At 40.8% G+C, this 24803-nt stretch carries 24 protein-coding genes; 1 reads left to right on the top strand and 23 read right to left on the bottom strand.

Annotation, left to right across the window (positions count from 1 at the left end):
* On the top strand, window positions 1-269 hold a 269-nt coding region (locus tag CRO04_RS26600), incomplete at its 5' end, for a hypothetical protein (protein WP_207654457.1).
* Window positions 270-983: 714 nt separating this feature from the next.
* Here the strand turns inward: CRO04_RS26600 and CRO04_RS15625 are convergent.
* From CRO04_RS15625 to CRO04_RS15520, 23 genes are all read right to left on the bottom strand, one after another.
* Window positions 984-1262: a hypothetical protein gene (locus CRO04_RS15625; RefSeq protein ID WP_097005193.1), complete on the bottom strand. Its 279-nt coding sequence runs from the start codon at window positions 1260-1262 to the stop codon at window positions 984-986.
* An 18-nt stretch (window positions 1263-1280) separates the two neighbouring features.
* Window positions 1281-2600 (bottom strand): PAAR-like protein, encoded by a 1320-nt coding sequence (locus tag CRO04_RS15620; RefSeq protein ID WP_097005192.1) that lies wholly within the window; start codon window positions 2598-2600, stop codon window positions 1281-1283.
* Between the two features lie 13 nt (window positions 2601-2613).
* Complete coding sequence (locus CRO04_RS15615) at window positions 2614-3135, bottom strand: hypothetical protein (RefSeq protein WP_097005191.1); 522 nt, start codon at window positions 3133-3135, stop codon at window positions 2614-2616.
* Window positions 3136-3137: 2 nt separating this feature from the next.
* Window positions 3138-3734, bottom strand: a complete 597-nt coding sequence (locus tag CRO04_RS15610; protein ID WP_097005190.1) for a hypothetical protein — start codon at window positions 3732-3734, stop codon at window positions 3138-3140.
* Complete coding sequence (locus CRO04_RS15605; RefSeq protein ID WP_097005189.1) at window positions 3734-5131, bottom strand: contractile injection system protein, VgrG/Pvc8 family; 1398 nt, start codon at window positions 5129-5131, stop codon at window positions 3734-3736. Before CRO04_RS15605 ends, CRO04_RS15610 begins: the two co-directional genes overlap by 1 nt.
* Complete coding sequence (locus CRO04_RS15600; RefSeq protein WP_097005188.1) at window positions 5118-5735, bottom strand: hypothetical protein; 618 nt, start codon at window positions 5733-5735, stop codon at window positions 5118-5120. Before CRO04_RS15600 ends, CRO04_RS15605 begins: the two co-directional genes overlap by 14 nt.
* A complete protein-coding gene (locus tag CRO04_RS15595; protein ID WP_097005187.1) occupies window positions 5732-6280 on the bottom strand; it encodes a hypothetical protein in 549 nt (182 codons plus the stop codon). The genes CRO04_RS15600 and CRO04_RS15595 overlap by 4 nt, the downstream gene beginning before the upstream one ends.
* Complete coding sequence (locus CRO04_RS15590) at window positions 6261-6506, bottom strand: hypothetical protein (RefSeq protein ID WP_097005186.1); 246 nt, start codon at window positions 6504-6506, stop codon at window positions 6261-6263. The genes CRO04_RS15595 and CRO04_RS15590 overlap by 20 nt, the downstream gene beginning before the upstream one ends.
* Window positions 6507-6508: 2 nt before the next feature.
* The gene (locus CRO04_RS15585; RefSeq protein ID WP_166432584.1) at window positions 6509-8167 is read right to left on the bottom strand and encodes a contractile injection system protein, VgrG/Pvc8 family; all 1659 of its coding nucleotides are present in this window, start codon (window positions 8165-8167) and stop codon (window positions 6509-6511) included.
* 25 nt (window positions 8168-8192) lie between these two features.
* The gene (locus CRO04_RS26305) at window positions 8193-8969 is read right to left on the bottom strand and encodes a hypothetical protein (RefSeq protein WP_166432583.1); all 777 of its coding nucleotides are present in this window, start codon (window positions 8967-8969) and stop codon (window positions 8193-8195) included.
* A 14-nt stretch (window positions 8970-8983) separates the two neighbouring features.
* Window positions 8984-9679 carry a hypothetical protein gene (locus tag CRO04_RS15580; protein ID WP_097005184.1) on the bottom strand — a complete coding sequence of 232 codons (696 nt, stop codon included), beginning with the start codon at window positions 9677-9679 and terminating at the stop codon, window positions 8984-8986.
* The gene (locus tag CRO04_RS15575) at window positions 9676-10965 is read right to left on the bottom strand and encodes a hypothetical protein (protein WP_097005183.1); all 1290 of its coding nucleotides are present in this window, start codon (window positions 10963-10965) and stop codon (window positions 9676-9678) included. The genes CRO04_RS15580 and CRO04_RS15575 overlap by 4 nt, the downstream gene beginning before the upstream one ends.
* 51 nt (window positions 10966-11016) lie before the next feature.
* Entirely contained in the window at window positions 11017-13488 is a 2472-nt protein-coding gene (locus CRO04_RS15570) for a hypothetical protein (RefSeq protein WP_097005182.1), read from the bottom strand.
* A gap of 15 nt (window positions 13489-13503) precedes the next feature.
* On the bottom strand, window positions 13504-15279 hold the full coding sequence (locus CRO04_RS15565) for a PP2C family protein-serine/threonine phosphatase (RefSeq protein WP_097005181.1): 1776 nt from the start codon (window positions 15277-15279) through the stop codon (window positions 13504-13506).
* Complete coding sequence (locus CRO04_RS15560) at window positions 15266-16126, bottom strand: PP2C family protein-serine/threonine phosphatase (protein ID WP_097005180.1); 861 nt, start codon at window positions 16124-16126, stop codon at window positions 15266-15268. Before CRO04_RS15560 ends, CRO04_RS15565 begins: the two co-directional genes overlap by 14 nt.
* The gene (locus CRO04_RS15555) at window positions 16123-16620 is read right to left on the bottom strand and encodes an FHA domain-containing protein (RefSeq protein WP_097005179.1); all 498 of its coding nucleotides are present in this window, start codon (window positions 16618-16620) and stop codon (window positions 16123-16125) included. Before CRO04_RS15555 ends, CRO04_RS15560 begins: the two co-directional genes overlap by 4 nt.
* A 23-nt stretch (window positions 16621-16643) precedes the next feature.
* Window positions 16644-17195, bottom strand: a complete 552-nt coding sequence (locus CRO04_RS15550) for an FHA domain-containing protein (protein WP_097005178.1) — start codon at window positions 17193-17195, stop codon at window positions 16644-16646.
* 19 nt (window positions 17196-17214) lie between these two features.
* A complete protein-coding gene (locus CRO04_RS15545; protein WP_097005177.1) occupies window positions 17215-17640 on the bottom strand; it encodes a DnaJ domain-containing protein in 426 nt (141 codons plus the stop codon).
* Between the two features lie 48 nt (window positions 17641-17688).
* A complete protein-coding gene (locus CRO04_RS15540) occupies window positions 17689-18114 on the bottom strand; it encodes a membrane-associated protease 1 (protein WP_097005176.1) in 426 nt (141 codons plus the stop codon).
* Between the two features lie 32 nt (window positions 18115-18146).
* Window positions 18147-18575, bottom strand: coding sequence for a membrane-associated protease 1 (locus CRO04_RS15535; protein WP_097005175.1), 429 nt, complete (start codon window positions 18573-18575; stop codon window positions 18147-18149).
* Between the two features lie 233 nt (window positions 18576-18808).
* The gene (locus CRO04_RS15530; protein ID WP_097005174.1) at window positions 18809-20977 is read right to left on the bottom strand and encodes a transcriptional regulator; all 2169 of its coding nucleotides are present in this window, start codon (window positions 20975-20977) and stop codon (window positions 18809-18811) included.
* A gap of 73 nt (window positions 20978-21050) precedes the next feature.
* On the bottom strand, window positions 21051-23072 hold the full coding sequence (locus CRO04_RS15525) for a vWA domain-containing protein (protein WP_097005173.1): 2022 nt from the start codon (window positions 23070-23072) through the stop codon (window positions 21051-21053).
* 164 nt (window positions 23073-23236) lie between these two features.
* Window positions 23237-24733: a hypothetical protein gene (locus CRO04_RS15520; protein ID WP_097005172.1), complete on the bottom strand. Its 1497-nt coding sequence runs from the start codon at window positions 24731-24733 to the stop codon at window positions 23237-23239.
* Between the last annotated feature and the right edge of the window lie 70 nt (window positions 24734-24803).

Here is a 24803-nt window from a genome sequence, read left to right as displayed (position 1 = left end):
TCCCTCCTGATCTTGTTTCCGACCAATCAGTTCCCGTACCGGCAACCTCAGATGACAGCGTTAACTCTTTGCGAGTCCGCAAGGGGGCGACAGCCAATCTACAACAAACCAATGGGTGGATGGACAAGTTATTTCATTTATTGGTTGTTGATGTTAACTCTGTATGGAATGGATTGCAAGTCATTTCTGGATTTAGTTTCAGGAGAAAGGAACGGCAGAAAAAGAAACAGAAAAGGGAGTTACAGAAGAAGTGTTTTCACCCCCTGTAACCCCCGGCAGCACCATTTTACCATAGAATCAGTTTCCTGTAAATTTATGGTTCACCATGAACCATAGGGTAGGTAATCTGGCTAAGTTTCTGGTGAAATGGAATCAATAGACCACTTTCGTTTTGCCCTGTGTCGCAAATAATTGCCCCTGTGTGACCTTTAAAACCAATGGTGGAACATATATGCCAATCAGACGATAAAAAGCCTTGTTGGGCAAATCAGAAAACTATAGTCTTTTCCCGTTGCACCTGATAGCTGTTAGGATTGCGATTACCTCCTGTTCGTATTCCGGTTGCTTTTTCAGTAAAATGTCGCATATAGGCCAGTTTTCCATATTCCTTATGTCGCATAATCGCAACCATTTATAAATTCCTGAACTGGAAAATTCTCGCCTTATTTTGCTCCAAAAGCAGGTATGAACCATGGGGTCGAAAATGATGCAGGTTAAAGATCCGGGGTCAAAAATCTCCCCTGCTCGGATTACATCAGCCCGCAATGCGGGCTGAGATAACTTTTCATCGGGGTCGTATTCCTGGCATTGGGGTCGCAACCGGAGTCGTACTTACCAGAAATGCCCATTTATACAGAAGAGTTGCGGGGTCATAATCAATAACTCCTTGATTAGTTAATCAAGAATTATAACTATTATTCTAGAACACCATCAAGCTGAGATTTTTTCTCTGTTTGGTTGTGTATACGATTTGGAAATATTTTTTAATGTATTATTATGTTTTTTTTCGAAGCATATTCATTGATTCTTTTTATCAAATTTTCTCTATATACAGCTTCAGCCGCATGGATTTCACGTTCTCCATCTTCATCCTCATATTCAGGAAATATGATAAAGTTTGTCTGATCCATTTTTTTTATTATATATTCGTTTCCCTCAAACTCACCATTTCTAACATGATATGATGTTATAAAATTCATTATTTCCTCATACAATTCTTGTGTATTAATTTCTGATTGCAAAAATCCTTCCATTACGTTCATATATTTTTACCTCCTGGTTTATTTAACTGGATATGCGCTAAGCATTCCACCATCTTCTGAAATAACTATTTTAATTAACGTTTCACCTTTTGTACCAACTTCTTTTCCAGCATCAATTACAATTTGATAGCTTTGTTGTCCCATTTTTGTTAAGCCATTGTCGGCTATTGATTGAACTTTTCCACTGCTCATAGCATCCTTTAATATTACTTCAGCTGCTTCTTTTGTATCTCCTAAAAATTTTGCACCTTTACCACCACTGGAAGATAAGTGTTTGGGTTTAACATAAGATGAATTAATATCAAAATTATTTAATGCTTTCTGTCCTTGTTTAACAATATCATCCGCAATTTTTGATCCACCTTTAACAGCGTCACCCGTCCCCTTAGTTCCAGATCCCCCATTTTTCTCCTTAACCGCAGGTTTATTGCCCTTACTTTGGGTATTACCAGTGCTACCCATCGCACTGTAATACATCAACGTTCCATAAGCAAAATTAGTTACTCCTTCCGCTGCCACGCTTAAAAACAGTTTGTTTTCTTCCTGCCATTTATAAAAAGGTTTTGTTTCTATCTGCTCCTTTGTTTCTTTACAATCCTTCTTTAACAGCTTTATCATTTCCGCATTTATTACGTGCGCATCCCAGTCCGCGTTTGCATCCATTTTATTTTTACTTGCGGAATTTTCCATCCCGTTTAATAAACTTTCCAGCGCTCCCGTATCGCAATACGGCATCAGACGCCCCAGCGCTCCCTTAATATACTCCCCTTCAAGGTTATTTTTATCATACAGGGTGTAAAGCTCAATCTTTCCCCCATTCTTAATCATCCGATCCTCTATAAACTGGAGCGCCAATTCATACTTTCCTTCATTCAAATATAAACTTCCATATGGATTATCCAGTATCTCCCGCAGTCCCGGGTATTTCTCATCCATCTCCTGCATTAGTATAATCTGCTTTGCAAAAATTCCATCCTGCCCTGAGTTAATAATTTTAAATTCCATCCCGGATGCTCTACAGGAAAGTAAAGATTTCGTTGTTATAATTTCCTTCCCATTTATCTTTTCACCCTGCGGTTCCGGGTTCTCCCATTTTTCATCCAAAACCATTGATTTCTCACAAGGGCCTCCCGCATAACAGTCTCCAAATGACCCAATATTATGCAATGCCTTACAGTCCTCCACACATGCTTTCGGAAGGTTATTGACATCAATACCGACTGAATCCACATATAAATAACTGTCTTGTGAACCATACGGGCAGCGTAGCTTTGCCCCTAACACCAACGGCTCCGGTGGTCCTTTCTCTTTCCCAAACAACCAGGAAAACCAACCCATACGTTTTCTCCTTTCATTTTACCACAATTTCCTCTATTCTCATACCCATAACTTCTCTTCGGCAGGCACTTTCTACGAATTTCAAGTCTGCCACAATGTATCGTCCTTTTATGCCGCCAAGTCTGAAAATAGAATGTGTTTGTATTTTCTCTTTTTTCAAAACCCCTTTAATGATTATACTTCCATCTCTGCTTATTTCACTTTTTTCATCCAGACAATCCAGTTGCGGTAAATCAGGAATCTGGTAAAAAGCACTTCTCCTGTTTTCCTTATCATTTAATGTTGCATATTTGAATTGGATTTCCGGACTATATACTCTAATTAACGCTGCAAATTCCTTTGAAACCATGAAACAGGGGTGACAAATCAGGTCCATAAATGTTATCTCCCTGTTTAATTCTATTTGAAAATGATTCTGTCTGGAAAGCTCCTCATATATCTGACTATCCGTCCTGCCTGGTCTCATTTGAGTGTACCAGTCCATGAATCGTGGCTGTGGGTTCTTTTTATCAGCATATATCATGAAATATCTCATATTTACTCCTCTCCTAACTGAAAGAGAACGTCCGCTTCTCCCATATACTCCCCGAACAGAATACTCACAAAACTCTCTAATCTGTCTTGATGTGGAAGAAAATTGCGCTCTGGCAATGCTTCCTCCAGCATTGCCAGTAAGAAAGCTTTGGTCACTCCATGATAATACGGTGCATAAGCATAGCGTATAAAATCTGCTTCATATTCATGGATTCTGGGAAAATTTTTGCCTAATTCTTCCCTGATAGCTTCCACATCTTCCTCAAAAAGCTGATATATGTCTCTGGCATCCCAGTAAGACACAGCCTGAGAAGAATCGCTGTAAAATGTATGATCCATCAAATCGATCCTGATAAGATAGCGCTGCAGAAAAATACTGCTGTACAAATGAGAAAAGAGAATATATCTCACCTTTCCCTTTTTCTTCTGGTCTTGAAGAATTGTGGTCTGCTCTACTGCTGTTTTGAAAGCTTCCAGAAATGTATGTACGATTTCCTTACTATGTTTTTCACAGTGTAGTGTAATACTCCTGCTGCTTTTTGAAAATTGTTCAGGCAGGATATATTCCATGGCTGTCATAAATTCTTCTTTTCGATCCATTATTGTATCCTTATCTTTCCGCCGGTGAATGTAATATCCTTATCTATCGATAACCCCGATCCGCCCTGCTTGATATTAACATTTGTTTTTCCTGCTATGACAAGAGAGGCATCCTCACTGGATATAGTCATGTTGCCTCCGGAAGATATGGATATATCCTTGCTGCTTTTTATCTGTACCCCTTCCCCATCCTTTATCCTGATTGACATTCCTTTGTTATTAGTAAGTTCTACACTGTCAGGTGTAAACAATAATTCCTTTCCATATTTAGTCTTAAAAGACTTATGATCCGGATTCTTCCTGTCATTGCCCGTCTCCATATGTACAGAGCTAATGACATAACCATGCTCTTCGATCTGATCTGGTATCTGCAGGCGTACACGATCTCCCGGTTCCGGCATGCAGTACCAGCCTGCGCCATCAGGGGAAGAGTATCCAGTGGAATAAGGGAACCATTTCGTTATATTCTGACTGGCATTTTCGTCTCCTGCCAGTTCTATCTTTACCATATCACGAGCGACTTCTCTGACTGATGCCTGAAAAGAGCAGCCTGACTGATAATTGTTTGACTGTAACATTACACGCATGCCATTGATAGGACGCAAGGTATAAGTATGTGTTAACTCCTCGTGTAAATATTTACTTTCGATTTTACAGACATACCCGCCTTCGTTCCCCAGCATAAGCCTGTCCCATAAATCATAAACATCCCTTGAAGTAATGCGGTATTCCATGTAATCCTGTTCCATAAATGAATTAGAACTGCCTCCTCCACAAGTCATATAACTGTCGACACGTTTGCTGACACTAAAGTTGGCAGATTCAGGCATGGTGTACGTAGAATAATTAGCATCACCTACAAAGTAATAAGCTCCCTCTCTGGTAATCGCAGGTGTTACAGCCATACCAAAACGGCTGGCAATCCTCCTGATAAACTCCCAGTCAGTCTCGTTGTATTGCAATAAAAAGTCTATGGTGGAGGAATCCAGAACTCCCTTCACTTTTACATCAGCTTCACCATAAGTCTGATTTATGGTTCTTAACACATCCAGATAGGTTAAACCGGTATCCTGAAAAGAACGATAATGCTTGTTTCCATCCATTAGATATGTACCGCTTTTAAGTGTCAGGGTAAGCATGGTAGCATGAGGCTGTGGTTCCAGAGAAAAACCCGCAATCATTCCTGTCATAAGGTTCTGGGTACCCCCTTCTTCATCCTCTCCGGTAATATTCACCCACATGCGTTCCAGTAATTTACCTTTGTAAGCTTCCACATCCTTATCACGTATATATCCGCTTACAAACGCAGTTGCATGTCCCCCCACTTCCCGGTCTATCTCCAGGCTCTCCAGTGTCAGGAACTCAAATTGAGAAATATGTATTTTATCTGCTCTCATTTTTCAATTCTCCTTTTCCTGTGATTTTTATATACTCCAGCGATTTCAACACGGATTCTCTCCAATCATCATAAAAACACATCCTGCAGTTAAATGTTCCCGCCAGCAAATATTCCTCCGTACTAACCAGAAACTGCAGATTATATGTTTCATCATCCAGTGTAAAATTCTTGTATTCAAACCACCTGCCATCGGCTCTCTCTAAATTAATACTCCCCTTGCCGTAAATTACAGTCTCCGGTGTATGAAGCTTAACCGTATCCTGCATTTGATGTATGAGTTCATCCAGATTGGTATACTCTTGAATATCCCCGCGCCTTAGAAGATGAAAACCGAAATTATCATCATAATATTCATTTGTAAGCAATACCGGCGGACGGTTGCTGCTTATATATCTGACCTTTGCAATCATCTCGGGCATTTCTGTGAAATTTTGAGGTATTAGTGCATTTACTTTTCCGTCAAACATAGGAAGAGGTATAAATCGTATCCCTTTTCCCCGAATTGGAATTTCATCTGTCAGCAACTCATATGAACTGGTTCTTTTCTTAACGAAGTTCTGTAAACTGATAATTTTTTCATCCACATAAGTACCCTTTTTCATATACCCCCTCCATTATTTTTTCCAACTGTCTGCAACGAACTTTGACTGCTTCTCGCAAAAGACGGCTTTCTTTCAGGAACTTCCAATGAATCCATAATCTGTAACAATTGCTTTTTCCCTTCCTCATCCTCAATAAAACAGCCCATTGTACCAAGCATCATGCACTCATCTACAGAAAATACATACATAAAGTTTTTAAGTTCTCCTTCTTTTATAATGCTTCGGAAGGAAAACCAGCCGTATGCCCCCTCTTTCCTCCACACTAACCGTGGATCGGTCAGCAGGCATGAAGGATACAGTCCCACGACTGCTGCAGTAATGTTTTTTATTACATATCCCACCTGGTTTGCTGCCAGCTTCTGCTCTTTCAAAAGAGAAAAAGTACAAAACCGGTGTGCCTCCCCATCCTCCAAAATAATCTGAGGCCTCTGCTCATAAGGATACATTAATTCTGCTCTGTTAGTTTCCATATCTTGAAAAGACTGCGGAATCTGTACCGCCAGTCTTCCGTCAAAAAATAGAGTTTTATCTTTGACGTACTCCATTTGCCTCCCCCGTTTCTAATTTCAAACTATGCAGCTGCTCCTTTATCTCCTTCCTGCACGAATCAAACGAAAATTGAACCGATTGACAGATATCCCCACTATGTCCTGTAACCAGCTGCTCCATCTGCTCCTGAACTCCGCTTTTAACCTGCCAGACAGGAATCTGGTTGATCTTATCAATTAACGGACTTTTTCCTACTGCTCCATTTATAACGGAATACGACATACTTAATCTCCTTTCATTCTCCCTGATATAGGCCGAAATCCTGCTGCGATCTGGGACAGCCGGTCCTGCTCTGTACTTTGTGGTATCGCCGAGATGATATTTACGATTGATGGCCCAAACTCATAACTATCTGAACTGTCCTCTGACAATTCCTTCATCTTAAGCTGCATCTTCTCTTTCTCTTTTTTCATCCTCTCTTCTGTCCGTTTATCCATCTTCTGTTGATTGCCTAAACTGGAACCGGGACCTGCAGTACCCTCACTTGAACCACTAAGATTTTTTAAAATAGTACTTTCTCCCATACAATCAAGATTATGGCAGATGTTAACCACCGCCGGATTTCCCAACCGTCTTTTAACAACTGTAACCTCAGTGGGTGCCATCAATTCAATCTTTTTTCCGCGCAGCACAACCTTCCCCTTTGCCTGAAGTAATAATTCTCCGTTGCTGCGAATGATATTACCAACACCATCCTGCATGGATATCTCCGACTTCCCGTTATCAGCGGATAATTCCATATCCGACGGTCTAAGTGCCATCTTTTTCTTAGCCGCTGTAATAAACCAGCGGTTATTCGGATCCAGTGTCTCCGCGCCTTCCTGCCCATTCTCACGGATGCAGCTCACCCCAAATGCTTCCTGCTCATCTCCCCTTGGAATCTGAAGACGAACCCTGCTTCCTGTTTCCGGCATACAGTATAGTAAATTTCCATACTCCGGAAACCATGGATAAAAAAATGCTTTGCCTGCATCCTGCTCCTTATCAATATCCAGGTGGATTTTGATCTTCTCTTCCCTGCGCTCCAGTACTGTTCCGGTCAATGAAACACCTTTTATACAGGGATTATTAATTGTTGGATACATTCCGTGATTCATTCCGGATAACTTGTATGTACAGTACAAAAGACCCTTCCGCAGATTCATCTCAACATAATATGTCCACATAATTCCGTTTCTGTAGCTGACGCATTGTCCCAGATGCAGGACCTGATAAGAATCCACTTCGTAATAACTGGCTTCTCTGGTTCTCCAGTCCAGCGCTTTTGCATCATCCGCCTCCATACACCATCGTTCACTTAAAGCATCTAATTTCAGAGCATCACTTTCTTTCTGGAATCCCAGGTATACCCCTCTTCCATCATAATCATCTGCTGCAATTAATTGAGTATGAAGGTGCGTTGATAATCTTAATATAAATTCCCAATCAGTTTCCTCAAACTGAATAAAAGGTTTTGTAATTGCTTTATCTGATGCAGAGGATATCACAGTAAAAGATTTTTCCTCAGCTATATTTTGAACCAATTGTAAAACAGACTTATTACAATCCTGAAATGATCTGCTCTTTTTTTCCAGATCCATGAGCCACGACAATGAGTAGGAAGTAAGATAAAGAATTTCATGAAATGATTCCTTTTCTACACGGACCTTACTGATTACGCCTGAAAAAAGCAGAACCTCTTTTTGATTTTTTATACTATAAATCTTTAAAGGCTGGCTATTCATTTCTTCACCGGATACCGAAAAACTCCCCGGCTCTAACTCTGCCGTTACCATAGCCATAGCATGGGTACCAATGCTTTCTTTTATGGAAAGTTCCAATATACGTTTTATTTTTACGTTACATCTAATTTTTAAATCACCATACGTAATATGCTCCGCCATACATTTACTCCTTGTTTTCCTGTGTTTAAATGAGCAGCATCCCCCTGTTTCCATGATTTCCTGTTCTTCTCTTAAACTCACCTTTTCCATTATCTTTGAGTATCTCCAGCAACCCCCGGTAAATGGCTCCATTTCCATTCCCGTTAAAGTCCTCTCCATGTCTGGCTGAAAGGTATTCTTCCATACAGGAAACTGATACTACTCCGTTATTTGATAAGGCAGCCATGGAAAAGCCGGCATCCAGGGGGTCAGTTACTCCGCCTCTTATTAACTCTCTAGCAAACTGGCGGACGAGCCTGGGATTTAATGTGCTTCCTCCCGCCGCGGCATAGGGCTGGTAAATCAGATTGATGGTATCATATTCCGTAGAATAATCTGAAAAACTCTCATATGTACTGCGGAGCCTGGCACCGTTTTGCAGCCGGAATCTGCATAGTTCCAGTTCGGTCGCACCATCCGCTTTTTTCTCTTCCAGTACAATCCTGGTGTTCCCGATAATTTTGCCCATCTCCCTTGCTTCCGTAAGAAACTGCACTTTTAAATACCGCATTCTGTCTTCTGCCTTACAATCCATTACAAAGGGTTCCGTCATCATATACAGTTTTTCATTGTGATAAATAATACCTGGAGAGATAGTCAGTACCCCATTATCCCAGGTGAAGCTGCACCCATTTACGATACCGTTGCCAAATCCCTGAAATGACAGATCAAATAAATTCTTCGGGTAATCCCTTAACTGGTCCAGCATCTCTACCCGGAGAATCCGCTTTTTCTCAAATTGAGGATATACATATTGAAACATCTCACCGCCTCCTGTCAGCACATAATAATTTCATCTGTTTCCATTGTTTCTACAATTCCCATAATTCCAAAATGGTGTTCATAGTAAATCTCCACGTGATAAGGCAGCTCAACAAACATATTGACCAGAAACTCCATTTTTCCTTGTAATGTCTTATCCTTCTTTCTACCGATGAAAACCAGTATTTCATAGGAATTCTGGTTGCTATGATATACGATGTTATTTGGAATCAGTTCTTCCATCATATCCTTAAACATATCTAAGGAGCTGCCCGTCTCATACTGCTTTAACATACCGCTTAAGATAAATTCCCGTTCATCCCGGTTAAATAATTCAATCGCATTTCTTGCCGATTCTCCAAATGCACATTCCTCTAAATCCCGGTAAAGAAGTTTTTTATGATACTCCTCCTTTGTCATTCCTGACAAAGCATCATTTTGAGCGAGAAGATGGAAGATTAAATGAAACAGATTATCACGGAGCATGGGATAATCCATAAGATCCGGCTGGTAAAAATCCTTGAAAATGTTATAAAAGCGATAGTACGGGTTCACCTCAATTACTTCCCCTTCTACCATCTCTTCCTGGTTTAAACATGGGATGGACAATTCCATATAGGAGCTGAATCTTCGTGGCATTTTAAAACGCACAGTAGATTCCGTCACGCCCTGCTTTCTCAGCTGAAGCATTGCTTCCCACAAATAATTCATATGAGCTTTCCTCCGCATTCATATTCCGGATAAAGTTCCTGAACCTCAGAGGTAATAAAGCTTGCTAAATCCCGCAAAAGCCATTTTTCTCTCCCTTTTGCTTTAAAGTAAATAACCAGCCGCTTTTTCCCGGATCGATCCCGGATCTCATCCTCCATAAAAAAATTCATGGGATATGTCTCAAGACTCTCCTGATTTTGTTCCAGAAGAGCACAGTCCTTATATTCAATAAACTCTTCCAGGCCAAATCCACGGATAAACCGCTCCAGTTCTCCTTTTGTCTTTACCATCTGCCTGGTTTTTTCCTGAAAGCGTTCCGCGAATCCGTCTTTTCTCAAATTTTCCATAACAGGATAGGTATAACGGTCAATTTTCTGGTCGGAACCGCTCCTGATCATAAACACATCCCATTTTTTGGCATTGGCAATCTTACCTGTTACCAGGAGCTTTTCTCCGCTTTGTCTCACACTGCGGATTCCGGCTTTTTCTTCCACCAGGTAAGCGTGGTCTGTTCCGTAATCCCGAATGGAAATCACATGTTCATAGTTTTCATGATCACTGCAGGCTACTGGAAATCCCACGCTTTCCAGCTTTAGATGCCTCACATTCCAGATTGGTATCATATCGTACTGAACAAATGGATTATATTCTCCAAAATCCGCACCAAAACTGGTAATAACCTCATCATCTCTAATCTCCTCCGGAAGGCATGTAATGCAGATATCCGCCATCTTAAACAGATAAGGTGCATTGATTGTTTTCCAGGGTATTCCATTTTTCATAAACAGATGATACAGATGCTCCAATTCCTGTCTGTATCTTCTGCTTGGCTCCAGTGAAATGGAAACCGGATATTCCTCTCCTGCCTTTAATCTACCGGTAAATTTATCCTGGTTTTTTAATACATCCTCCACCTCCATGGCATCGCATCGGAGAAATACGGTTGTGAGACAAAACCGGCCATCCTCTTCCAGCTTTTTTCTCACCTCTGAAATTTCAAAAACCTGTGTTTCCAAATCCGATTCGCAAATGGGACTCATTAAGTGGTGGGAATTGTCTAAATAACCTCGTTCAATAATGCCTGTCCGGATCAGATAGCGATTGACATCATAAACCAGGTCATTCATCACCCGTTCCTCTAACATCCGGTACATACGGACATTTGTCTCATACAGCTCTAAAAAAACCCCTTCCATCAGATTTTTAAATACAATCCGCTCCTCCAGATTGGTGATTGACTGGATTTCTTCCCTGATCATAGCCTTCATCTCTTCTATCTGGTCCATTCGTTCCTGTCCTCCTAACGTTTATTGCCATCCCTGTTTTCTTTATTTGATTTACTTCCTCCCATCAAAGAAGTTTTCTTCCCACGTATCATCCTCAAAATCAAAGAATGTCTCTTTTCCTTTATAAAGCACCTCATTTTCCCTCAGCACCGGAAGTACAATAAAGCCCCATCTTTTTCTGGATACCCATACGAAGAATTTCATCTCACCTTCTAATATGGTATCTGTTTCTTCCTGAATGACACTTCCTGCATACTGAGTGTCAATCTCTTCCTGTGTTGTCTGATCAAAGGAAGCAGTATCATATTGAAAATAGCAGGTTTTTAAATGTTTTCCCTTTTCATCATTTAGATAAAGATCCAGCTGCTTTCCAACCATAAAACGGGAGATGCATCCGATATGCTCTTCCGGATCCAGACTTCGAATCAGAATTTTTTCCTGATTTTCATGGGTATAAGCCATGATTTCATAAGGAAGTGTCCGTACCTCATAATTCTGATTCACCTTCATATACCCTCTCTTGCAATTCATGAAGTAGGAAAGCGCTCCGTTTAAACAGCACATTTTCAGCTCTGTTTCATCCGCTTCTCTCTTTGTGTTCTGAATCAGCTTTCCCGGGACATACTGTTTTAAAGCTTCCGTAAAAAGACTTGATTTACAGGACTGTCCCGTAAGTTTTAACATCTCATAATCCTGAAGTTCCCCCTGTTCAAACTTCTGGTCCAGAAAGCGCTCCATAACATGATAAATATCCGGCCTTAAAATCCTTTCAATCTCGTTTAAGTACAGGGAAAAGGAGATTTCCCTGTCAACATGAACCAGACGTCCGTCCTCAAATACAGACAGCTTCCATTTATCCAGAAACATATGGCTCTGTTCTTCATTTCGCGCGGTACTGATCAAAAGCTCATATTGAAATCTGGCCTGGAAAAATGATTTTTTTACCTCTTCCGCAAGCTGAAACAAATAGTAATAGTTGTTTTTTACACGGAAATAAGATTCTCTGTCCCGTTCTTCATATTCCTTAAAGCAGGTTGGAAGAAATTTTTCCGCTTTCTTATACTGATTGATTAAACTCTGAATGCAGTCCTCTTCATTTGTAAACCCGGGTTCTTCTGCATTTAAATATCCCCATGCCTTTGCAATCCTGATCTTAAGCATCTGCAGGATCCGGTAGGTTAGATTATTCCCGCCAAAATTCGTATCCCCATTTTCATAGCTTGTTTCCAGATCAATAGTATAGGAAACCCGGCTGTTATCAATTAAGAAACGGCCTGAAGTAAGATCTGTGGTTCCGCCTCCGCAGTCAATGATCAGCGCATGATACTTACGCCCCTTCTCATAGAGGTTCTGGCTGATCATTCCATAAATGCTGTGAAAGAGGACTGCCATCCCCTCATCCAGCTCGCAGCTCACAGAGTAACCCGGCAAAAGCTCTTTAAACAGCTCCTGGAACTTTTCTTTCTGGCGGATAGGAGCAAGAAACTGAATGTTTTGAAAGCTGCATTTAAACTGCTGTTTTGCCAGATCTATTAAATACTCCAAAAATGCCTTCAGCATATCCCGCCGCGGTATCTGATATTTAAAACCGCTTTTTAAAATCACGCCTTCCGGACGGTTTGAATCGCTGATCCACCGTTTCATATCGTAAAATACAGGGATATCCTCATCCTGATAATTCTGACTGGCCAGAGTCAGGGCCTCAAAGCCGAATACAAACTCCGGTTTTCCTTCGCTTTCCCTGACACCGATTACACTTGGTATAATGTTTCCGCCGCCTGCCCTGGCAATCTTAACAGAGCCGTCATTTAAGCAGATTCCCATGGCAGTATTGGAGCTTCCGAAGTCAATTACCAGCGGAAGATCTGTTTTTTCCACCTCTTTTATTTCAATGTCTAAAAGCGGGATCCGGATTCCTTCCATATGTCCGGGTATTACAGAATGATTTCCCTGGTAACAGTCATAGAGGAACTCTGAATCCCGCTCATTTGGGAAATACAGAATAAAATACTGATGCTTTTCCAGAGGAAGAATCTCCATGTCCTTCCCCTGAAATAAATAGTAAATATCTTTTATTTTCTTTATATAAAAACAGGTGTAAATACTGAAGTTCTCATCTACAAGAAGTAAATTTCCCTCATAGAGTAAAACATCAGATTCAACCTTATATCCGTCAAGTTCATTTAATCCCGTTCCCTGATAGATTGCAATTGTACCGGGAATCCGCACATTCTGACTGGAAGTTATATGAATTAAATTTCTGTCGAAAAACTCCTGGAGGCGGACCAGTCCGCCATTGCAGGATGAGGTAATATGCCGATATTCCTTCTGCCCCCGAAACCGCATAATCAGCCTTAACAGTCCCTCCCGGTCCATGGAATTCCCAGATGGTATCACTAACTTTTCCCTGCGGCATATTTCTCTCAGCTGAAATGTGGTCATATTCTCCAGTCCGCTTTTTTTATAGGTGTTTCTTTCCGGTTCTTTTTTCCCCGGGTGCAAGGTATAGGTGTATCGGCTCATTTATATTTCCTCACTTTACTTTTTATCTGTTTTTTTACTGTTAACCCCAGGACCGGTATCTCCTGATGTCTCTTCCTCCGCTTTGGATTCCTTTTCCAAACTGGCTAATTCCTCTTCTTTTGCTTTGATCCCGGCTTTTGCTGCAGCAATTTTCTGATTCAGACCATCTGCAATATCGGTCAGTTCAAGGCGGATATAGATTGCCTGTGCAGTCTGATAATAAGTAATTGCGCTTTCATACTTTCCGCCGGCCATAAGCTCATTTCCCTTATTTTCTAAATCTATGGCATTCTTCTGATCATTTAACTTCTGCTGGTTTTCAAGCTCCCGTTTTTCATCCTCTTCTTTTTTTGCTTTTTCCTCTTCCGCCTTTGCAGACTCGTCTTCTGCTTCTTTGGCAGCTTTACTCTCTTCTTTTGCCGCTGCCTGCGCTGCAGCTGCTTTCTGGTTGTCCTTATCTATTTTTTCTTCCAAAGCAGCCTGTTTTGCCATAGCCTCTTCTTTTCCAGCTGAAAAATAAAGGGAGGCTGCCTTATCCCTGGCTTCACGATAAGCTTTTAATGCACCGGTTATTTCACCATTCTCTTCTTTTTGCTGTCCCATCTGTATCAAATCAAACACATCTATATAATCTCTTGTTTGTTTCAGCTGGGTTTCTATGTACTGTTTCCCCACATTTCCCGATTCTACGGATAAATCCTTTGCCTTTAAATAAAGATCCTGGGCTTTCTGATACTTTTCCCCTTTCATCGCATCATCAGCCAGGAGAATCTGCTCCGCCAGCCTTTCATATAAATCTGCTTCTTTTGACTCTTTTTCCTTCTTTAAACCATCAGCCAGCTTTTTTGCTTCTTTGTAATCCTCAGACGCTTTTACATAGTTATCGTACCGTAAATACTCCTGACCGCTTTCCATGTGGCTTTTAAGACTCTCTTCCTTACGCTCTATGCTTCTGTGCCGTAGAAAAAGCGCCAGACTGATACCTCCAGCTACCAAAATAATGGGAAGCGCAATAAGCAATACCTTTTTTACCGTAATCTTCTTTGCAGGAGGCTGGTATACCTTATCAACAAATGTCACTGCAAGGCTGTAGTTATCCACTTCATCTGTTTCCTGTTTTCCCAGGATAGAGTCTTCCGCTTTATCTATAATTTCTCCAGGTTCAGCCGCCTCTTTGACTGCTTCTAAAAACTCTTCCTCGCCAAAATTCTCCCATGCACCTTTGGTAAAAAGAGCAAAGCTGTCTCCGTCTTCCAGACGGATCTTTTTAGAACCGGATATCTCAGGCTGCCCCCGTTCTCCAAGATAGGAATAAAGATTATTCCGTGCCTCATGAGCAGCCGCCTGATCTAACGTAATCCTCTCATCACGAAGGAGATTTTCAGTCAGGGACTGATCCGTTGTTTTTACCAGAATACGGGCATTCCTGACCAGATAAAAACGGCTGTTTCCTGCATAAAGAAAACGAATGTTTCTGTAATCCGAAATAACCATGACAACAGAAGCTTTTAAATGCATTCCACCACGCTGTTTCAGCAGTTCCTTATGGGCAAGATTGATGTAATGCTTCAGCTTACCTTTCTTAAGGGTGGGACCTTCCACAAAGCTTCTAATCACACTTTCTACGACCAGCTTCGCACTGTTGATTTCCAGCTCTCCATCAAGGCTGTCTGCAAGTACATAACAGGCAAAGTCATCCATTTCAACATAACCAAAGTAATCTCTGTTCGTCAGCTTATGACCTTCCTCCGAGATATACCTGGTCCGGAATTCAGAGTTAATTCTTCTCATCAGACACCTCCGCTTTTATCAGCACCACGCTTCCGTTTTCTTTATCCATACCTTTTTTTCGTTCCGCTTCCATAACCAGATTGTCCGCTTTTTCCTTCAATGTATAATCTCTTAATAATACATCTTCTGTCTCAGCCCATGACAAAACGTCAAATATTCCCTTTGTCAACATCACTATGATGTCTCCCTGCTTCAGACGAATGGGTTGATCGCAAATTTCAATATCCCGGAATCCATCCACTCCCAGATAATTCCATATGCGGTCCTCCTCCATTGTCCAAATGGCCTCCTGCCTGGATAATACACCGTCCTGATAAGCATTTAATGCCAGAACATTCAGTGTCTGTCCTTTGCTTATGGGAATCAGCTCCTGGTTTCGAAACAGTGCAATGCGGATATCACCTGCCAGACCATAATGAAACGTGAATCCATTTACAAAAACCGCCGCGAGACACGCTCCGCCTCTTCGTTCTCCCAATGTCTTTTGCACTCTCTGATTTGCTTCATAAAAAGCTGTTTTAAAAAAATACTCAGGATTATGTAAAACCTGATATGGCTGATATGCGTCAAGCACGCAGTCCATGGCAGTCTGGGCACATACTTTCCCTGTATTGGCTTTCCCCATTCCATCCGTAAGTACTGCCAGAGTCCCTGCACTGCTGGATTCAAAGCCAGCTAAGTCAGACTGTATTTCCTTGTCTCCCATTGTCTGACTGATCACACATCTGCCAAAAGATCCACTTTCTTTTTCTTCCTCTTTGTTCATCTCTTTCACAGACAAGAGGAGCCTGCTTAATGCAGAGATAAGCAAAACTGCTCCCAGACCAATTAATATTGTCAGCATCATTTCTGATCATCCCATTCAAAATTTTCTCCGCACAAAGGCACAAACAAAAACCTGCTTTTTCCCAGCTCAATCACATCATATGGTTTTAGTTCAGTTGGAATATAAACGGCTTCCTCATTCAGATAAGCAAGTCCGGCTGCATCACCAGGCAGAATTACAGTGTTCCTCTTTTTCTGATCATAGACAATGATGGTATGGTTTTTACGGTTGATCTCATTATCTCCTAAAATCTGAATATCCATATCATCTCCCCTGCCCACAAAATTCTTACCCCCGTGAATTTTGTAATCCATTCCCACTCTGGCTCCTGCTATACATACCAGCCAGCCGCACACCGGACTGACTTCTTCCTGTAACAGTTCCACAGCCGGTTCAAAACCAAGGGGCTTGGTATCATCCTTTTCTTCTTTTAGTTTCATCTGACAATATGGACAGGTATTTCCATAACGTCTTGCATTAAATACATGTCCATTTGGGCATCTTACTAAGCTCATGTTTTACTCTCCAATCTATGTTCTTATGTCAATAAGAGACGGGTATTTGCTATAAAAATAATGTCTCCCGGCGAAAGTCTGCAAGGCCGGTTTGTCACCTGATAACAACCTCCGTCTTCCACCTTTTTGATTTTTACACCATTTTGAGAACCCAGATCTTCCACGTACCAGGAATCCAGGCAAAAATTTAGCACTGCATGCTGGGGATCGATAAATGTGCTGTATTCGCAATCTTCCAAATCAACATCGATCTCCTCTTCTTCATTCTTTTTTCCTATGATTAAAGCTGTTTTCCCGGCCAGATCCCAGGATTTTAACGGTCTTTCTTCTTCACCCAGAAGAACCAGCTGGCAGGCTCCTGACATTTTTTTATACTCTCCTGCATTCCGGACTTTCGTATCATGAGGAGTCAGCAAGACGAGAATATCAGCCAGAGCCAAAATAGAAACCACTCCAATGGGAATCTGTATCCACATGCTTTTATGGATTACATAAAAGAAACACAGGTTAAATAAAACCGAGCAAATTAATACTGTTATATCAAGAACAATTTTTATTTTTTTGACGGATCTCATGTGCCTTTGGGCTCCTTCATCATTTTTTTACTCCAAAAAAAGAGGAAAACAGATCATCCGGATTTACAGGTCCAGTATTTTTTTGTGATTTTTTATAACTCTCCCCGTAGGTTTCCATCCCCTTTCCAGGCTGAAAACCAAAAAAACGTTCAAATTGACTTAGATCAGGAGCCGGTCTTTCCTTTTCCTGATTGGAAAAATCATTGCTGTTTTTACCTTTACTCTTCTCCCGTTTTTCACTAAAATTAAGATCATACCGCTTCCGCTTTTCTTCTTCTCCAAGAACTTCATAAGCTTCCTGGATTTCATACATCTTCTTATTTCCCTCCGGATCATCCTTAATTACATCCGGATGGTACTGTTTTGCCAGCTTTCTGTATGCTGCTTTAATCTCTTTTTCCGTTGCCTGTGAGGATACTCCCAGAATCTTATAGTAGTTAAGCATTTTATTTTCCTTACTGAAAAGGGCTGCCTGACGGCAGCCCCCACATGTTTACACGCTGTATCCGCCTTCCACAGCGATTTGCGCCATCTTGTCTTTTTTCTGCTTCACAATCAGTTTAAATGTACCAACACCCTCGGTATCACCGTAGTCTTCTTTATAATCAACTACAAATGCATTGGGATATGTAAATTTACGAACAACCTGTGATGCAGCAATCACTTCAATGGTGACTTTCCGGTAACAGTCAGATTTTTCTGCCGGTACTAATGACCAGAGTCCCAGCTGTCTTGTTGCATCAAAGGGATCCCCGTCCACTGCCGTTAAAATCTTTCCTGAAATTTCAACTGTGCTTCCCATATCAGTAGAACGTGCATTGGAGTCGTGGGGAATATCGGTTCTGAATTTCACTCCTGTAATGCTGATTGTTCCTAAATCAATGGTAGATGGTCCTTCTACTTTTAATGTAAATCCCATAATTGGTTCCTTCCTTTCTTATCCTTTTTTAATTATTCTCCGCTGAATCCGCCTTCAAATTTCAGATTTACCATCTTATCCTTCTTTTGTTTGATAAGAAGCTTAAAGATTCCGGTACCTGTTTCATCTGTAAAATCCTCTGTGTAGTCTACAACGAAAGCGTTGGGCACTGTAATCTGTCTTACCACCTGTGATGCATTGACAACATCAATCTCGACAGTACGGTAGCAATCGGAATTCTCTGCCGGAACCAGAGACCATCTGGCCAGCTTACTGGTATCGTCTGCGGCTTCCCCGCCTACTGCTGCCAGTATCTTTCCTTCAATAAGTACCGTTGAACCAAGATCGGTTGATCTTGCGTTGGAATCGTGGGGAATATCTGCTCCGAACACCACTTTTGTGATGCTTGTCTCACGCAGTTCCACTGATTCGCTACCTGTGATTTTCATTCTAAGTCCCATAATTTTTCCTCCATTCTTTTTTATATGTTTTTGTAATCTATAAGCAGGATTAATCCAGCTTTCAGTTACCGATAGGAACGATCTTTCTAACCTATAAAAAGATCTGGCTGTACGCAGAAACTATAATTATCCGCGTTTTTTCTTTATGCCCTTGTAAATGGCAAATACCACACAAACAACAAGCAAAATATCAATTCCAATTTTTACTGCATCATACATAATCAATTACCTCCTTATGCGGACTGTCCCTTTCTGGTTAATTCAACTTTTAAGTTTCTCGTTGTATTGCTGAACGTCAGCTGAACATTGCAGATACCATTTTTTTCATCTATATTGAAATCCAGTTCATCCCCATCCTGTAATAAGGAGTTAACGTACTGGCGGTTTGCATCCCATTTACTCTTCTGGCTGCTTGGATTATTGCTGAAGAATTTGAGGATCTTGTCCTGTTTGAAGTCTCCGCTGTAGAATCGCAGCATTCTCTCTATGTAGGTAACAACAAGAGTTTTGTAAATGGGCTCGAATTCTGTCCCGTTACTCAGTAAATTTCTTGCTTTGTAAACCATGATATTTCTGATATCCCTGCCCTTATGCTGCGCATTGTCAGAAGTAAAGACAAAACCAAAGCCGGTGTTGTTAATGGAATTCTTAATCGCATTGGTAAATCCTGAGATTTCCTTTGTCATACTTGTTGTTACCAAAAGAGCGTTATCATCTGCCTCAATATCATAACGTACACCTGGATATTCCATAGATGTATTGGGGAATCTCTGTTTTAAATATTCCGGACACTGCCAGGAAGCGGCAATTCCTGCTGCGCCGTAAGCGGCACCTATGTATACTCCCTCAATCCACATCTTCATGATATCTTCTTTTTCCTTAGAAAGAGCTATATTACCCTCATCATCAATTACCATACGGTTATCCAGAATCAGCCCTGACTTGTCCTTTGGTATAATCGTTACATTGGGAATGCAGGGTACCACAAATTCACTGTATTCTTTCTTCATTAAAGGCGTACATTTATCTTTAAAAATTCCGATTCCTTCTGTTGCTACATAGCTGAAAGTGCTTTCTTCTCCTGTAGCAAAGCTGAAAAATGTAGTAATCTTATATGGAGTAATTGCATTCATCAAAGTCGCAAGGCTTTCCATAGAATTCGTGCCAGGTTTCTTCACTTTCTGATTGCCGGCAAAACGCATTCTCTGAAGTTTTCCGCCACCGGACTGATTGAGCTCCACATCAGGTACAATTCCAAACCACAATGTATTTTCAAATTCATTTTTATCGTTGGTGGTATTTAAGTAGGTTAAAAGTCTTGGCAGATTACTGGATTTCACTAACATCTCCAAAGGAATATTTGTAATAAGAAGCTTTGGCTGCATTCCTTTTTCCTTTACCTGATACTGATCGAAAAATGCCTTTACGCCAAGAATCTTTTCAATCAGAGGTTTTACAGCCTTTACAAAATCATCCTTGCTCTTTTTGTAGAACTCCAGGTAAGTATTGTAATTACGAACCTCCAATTCACGGTCTATACTGCTTTCCACCGTTGAGGTAAGAGGGCAGAAGGTTCTGACAACCAATTCTCTTACATAATCAGAAGGTGTCTCGTTTAACGCGTCATAATCATCCCTGAATGTCTGAACCAGACTGGAATTAATATGATCATCTACAACTGCCAGCTGAGTTCCCTCTTCCTGTTTCATCTCAAGGATCTTTAATTCTCCATCATCTCCCATGCTTAACAGTCCAGCCTTAAATTCCTGTCCGCCCTGTGCCGATTCTCCGCTTCCAAGGAGAAGACGGGTCTTAATATCTTCAATTGCAAGAGGGAGCATGGCTAATACATTATTGTAATTATGGCTGGCCTGCTCAAACTGAAAGTTTAACTGGTCTCCCATATCCAGACGTTTCGGATCTTCCTCATCCAGCTCCATATATTTGCCATATGTATACTGAATTTCTTTTCTCACCTGGCGGATATCTTCCATAATTTTTTTTGGAGAAATCATATCCAGAACATTGCTGAACTTAAAATCCACATTGGCAACTCCCATAGCGCCTTTTGCGCCCTGAAGAGTAATCAACATATTTAACAGGTCATTCATCTCATTAAGCGGGATTTCCGTAATACAGTTATCCGGAATATTTTCCGGTTTTATCAGACTGTACTGGATGCTTCCGGTCATTGCATCGCACCAGGAGTAAACAACTGGTGCGAATTTCTCTAAAAATTCTGCAAAACTCTCAACCAGAAGCATTTCATTGATTTCCTTGATCTTATCATCATCAAGGCTTGTCTTTCCTCTGACATCTCCGATCAGGGTGAGTAAATTCAGCTTTTCCGGATTGATTTCAGAAAATAGTATTGTCCGGTTTGTTTGTGTAATTGTTTCCATATGCTTCTCTCTCTTTCTTACTTTTATTCATTCGCTTTCTTCCTGAATCAGGAATGACAAGCGTAACCAACTGCTATTGAATCATTGATATATAGTGGACTTCCAGATCATAGACACCATCTGGCGCTGTTATGGAAATGATATCGCCGAAGCTTACACTGTATTGGATCTTCCTGCAGACAATGGAACTGCCGATCATGATGGAGGAATCGGAGGAATGATACAGGATCATGCGTCTGTCTTCATCTGCTATCAAAAATATATTATCAAGCCCTAAGGCCAAAGAAGCTTCCGGATATTCTTTCATCAAATCACCAAGACTGACTCTGTTGTCTTTGATCTTATACATAGGGAATGTAAGAGGCGGGATTTCCTCATCTCCATCTGGCTGTCCGATAAAATAAGCATCCATTTTCCCCTGGAAACGGTTCTGCGCCTTTTTCTCTGTTATAACTTCAAGCTCAGGCTTCGGTTTATGGAATATTCTCCAGATAATCGCGCCGAGTATCAAGGCTGCGATTACAAACGCCCACCAATATGCCTGCCATACCGGCATGACTGCAATCAGATACGTGTAGGATATCGCTGTTTCTCCGTCAGATATTTTAATAATGACATTTTGGAGACCGGATTTAACCGGTTTGACATGTAAAATCCCTTTACTGATCGATACCTCTGCAGCACTGTTTGAATTTTGTTCCAGTGTATAGGTAAGGACATCCCCATCCGAATCGGTAAAATAATCATTTAGTACGAACTTTTTCTCACCGCTTAACGGGTTGTACTTTATCTGATCCGGAAGAGCACCTGCCGGAGGAGTATTCACAACCTGGACCCTGACGGTGTCAAATATACAGGATTCCATAGCATCGTCTAAACGGCTTTCTATGTAATAAGTTCCTGATTTCGTAAGTGTGGCCTCTCCTGTAATTACCCCATCTTTCACAACTGTGTTAATACTGCTTCGTCCCCCATCTGATTGTCCATCTGCGTATAACTCAATTTTAGGGTTAAAGCTATTGTAAAAATTCTCATCTGATATCACAGATCCCGTTTCATCCTTGAAATATATCCGAAACGGCAGCGGCTTGTTCCTGCCAGTGGACGTGTCTATTTCCAGAATCGGAATCAAATCTCTGTAACTGACCAGATAAATCTTCAGCCCCTGATTTTCCACAGTTCCTGTCTGAACGGTTAATTCTCTGATGTCCTTATTCACATCTGATATTTTAGCAACAGAATAATGGTATAAATTTACCGGTTTAATCTGCTGGTCCCCATAAAGAACGGTGGTGTCACCAATCTGTTGGGGAGAAATCATCAGAACATCCATTTCATCTAAGTAAGAATCGTCCAGCTTAATCCGGATACTCTGACTTCCTGCCGCATAAATACCATTGGTAATCTCCTGGATTTTGTAAGCCATATTGGAATTAAATATTCCATACAGAACTTCAATCAGTGTCTCTGGTTTCTCTACCGAATAATTCTGTCCGCCTGTCTGGCCAGCAATATCTTTTAAAATCTCTTTGTTACCGTCATATTTTCCAAAAGCAACGGTATAGACCGGAACACCCTGGGATTTACACGCCTCGATGGTATTCTTTAAATCTGCATTGGAAGTTTCTAATGTTCTTCCAGTTGTTGAACCTTTTAAATCCGATTCCCCATCTGAGATTAAAACAACCATGCGCTTACGACCACTCTCAGGCCCTGACAGACCAAAAGCATAGCTTAACCCCAATCCAATATCCGTATTACCGGAATAGCCGGAAGCATCTATGAGATTTTTTAAAGCGTCTCTGTCTTCCTGGGACTTTACCGAAGCCGGTGCTGCTGATGTCACAATCTGATCATTGTAAGCAACAAAACCAATCCGTATGTCAGCACTGTGAACGGTATCCACAAATGCTTTTACCATACCCACTGCCGTATGATCCGGATCATTGGTTTTCATGGAGCCGCTATAGTCCATGACAAACATTACGTCCAGCCCGTTTTTATTACTGGCTATTTCCTCTGCGGATACAGGGAACGTAACAGATAGAAAAGCAAAACATAATAGAACCGTCAATAGTGCATTTAATCTCTTCATATACGCCCACACCTCTGTATTAATTTGTTAGTTACATTATAATACAAAAATATGCAAAAAAACCGTTCATGTAATATTTAGCACGCTACATGTAATTTTTGGTAACAAAAAGTATTATTTTACTCATATTTTTATATTTTTTAAACCAATCTGTTTTAATATCATCAGTTGAAAGGTAAAATAAGATTATCAATTTCTGGATTTTCCAGATAATCAAAAGGCATTATACCTGCATAATAACTGTCTAAGCCAAGCTGCATGGAAAGATCACCTTCGAGCTGTTGGATATACCATCTGTCATCATATTTTAAAGTATCTATACAAATGATATAGCGGGCACCATTATATTCAAACGCAACCGCTACGCTTTCCGCTTTATCCGAGCCGTAGATCTTCATCCTCCTGAGCCTTAAATCTTGAAATTTATTTGTTTCATATGACTTTGACAATTGCTCTGGATTAATATATCCCAGAATTTTTATGGAATTTAAATTCAAACGTTTTGGCATCTCAGATAATGCTGAAGAAATATTTAAATTTCCTATTTGAACCAGATCACTCATATCCTTTCCTGAATAACTGCCTAGTGCTGCATATTGTTTTAAAATATTCCGCTGAATCTCTTTTTTTCTGCTTTGAATGTTTAAATCTCTGGTAAAGCCATTTATAACAGGAAGGTTGATTTCCTGCTGCATGAAAATATATCCTCCGGTACTTTCTAATCTGCTCTGAAAATCAAAATGGTCCACATAACTCTCCACAGCAAACCCACCAATCATCTTGTCCTGTTCATTGGCTGCAAGACTTTCTAAATAGCTTTTAGCTGCCATTTGAGGCGAATCAAAGCCTCCTGCCTCAATGTTGGAAACTGCAGATTTTTCCGCTCCACCCACGGCTTCCGTCTCTAATAGATTTTTTGATAAATCAGGTAGCAGCTGTTTCAGACTCTTCTCATCTTCTGTATCTAACGTGATAATTCCTACCGCTTCCCTGTCCATTCCTAACATATTGGCAAATATTCCACCTATTTGGTGATTGTACCATCGGCCATCCTTTCTTATTACATCAAAAACAAGTATGTACTTAATGTCACCCACCTCAACAGCGGCGACGCAGCTTACCAACTTATCCCCGCCATACCGCTGTGCAGCTTTGATTAAATTTTCCTGATGTTTCTGACTTGCATATGCCTCTTCTAAATCCTCCGGAGCAATAAACCCTATCAACTTCATTGAACTAAAATCCACTGTCTTTATAGAATTATCTAATTTTTCCACAAATGCTTTCACATCTGCCTGATTCTTAAAAATCACAGGACCTTCTGCTTCCAAATCAAGCCCGCAGAGAATTGTATATTGCCGCATAATATCATCAGTATTTGCATTTTCTGAAAAGCTATCTGTCATACGTTTCAAATCGTTATCTCTAAGGCCTTCTAAATAAGCTTTCACTGCACGTTCCGGTGAATCAAATCCCGCCTGCTCCGTTACCTGGGACATATTTATGACCTTGTCACGCTTAGAAAGTATTGGCTGAATTTCTGAAATAGCTTTCTTACCCTCTTCCATTGCGGATCTCTCATTTACAGAACAGCCAGAAACTGCGACTGTCGCCAGTATTGCTGCCGCAATTGGCAAAACAAATTTAATTCTCTTAAGCATATTGATTTCCCTCCCAATTATTCAAAGCAAAACATCATTTTGTTACATTATAATGCAATTCTAGACAAAA

It is taken from the genome of Lacrimispora amygdalina (genome assembly GCF_900205965.1).
GTDB lineage: Bacteria > Bacillota > Clostridia > Lachnospirales > Lachnospiraceae > Lacrimispora > Lacrimispora amygdalina_A.
The sequence above is the reverse complement of the archived record's forward strand: the minus strand, read 5'-3'. Positions and strand labels throughout refer to the sequence as shown.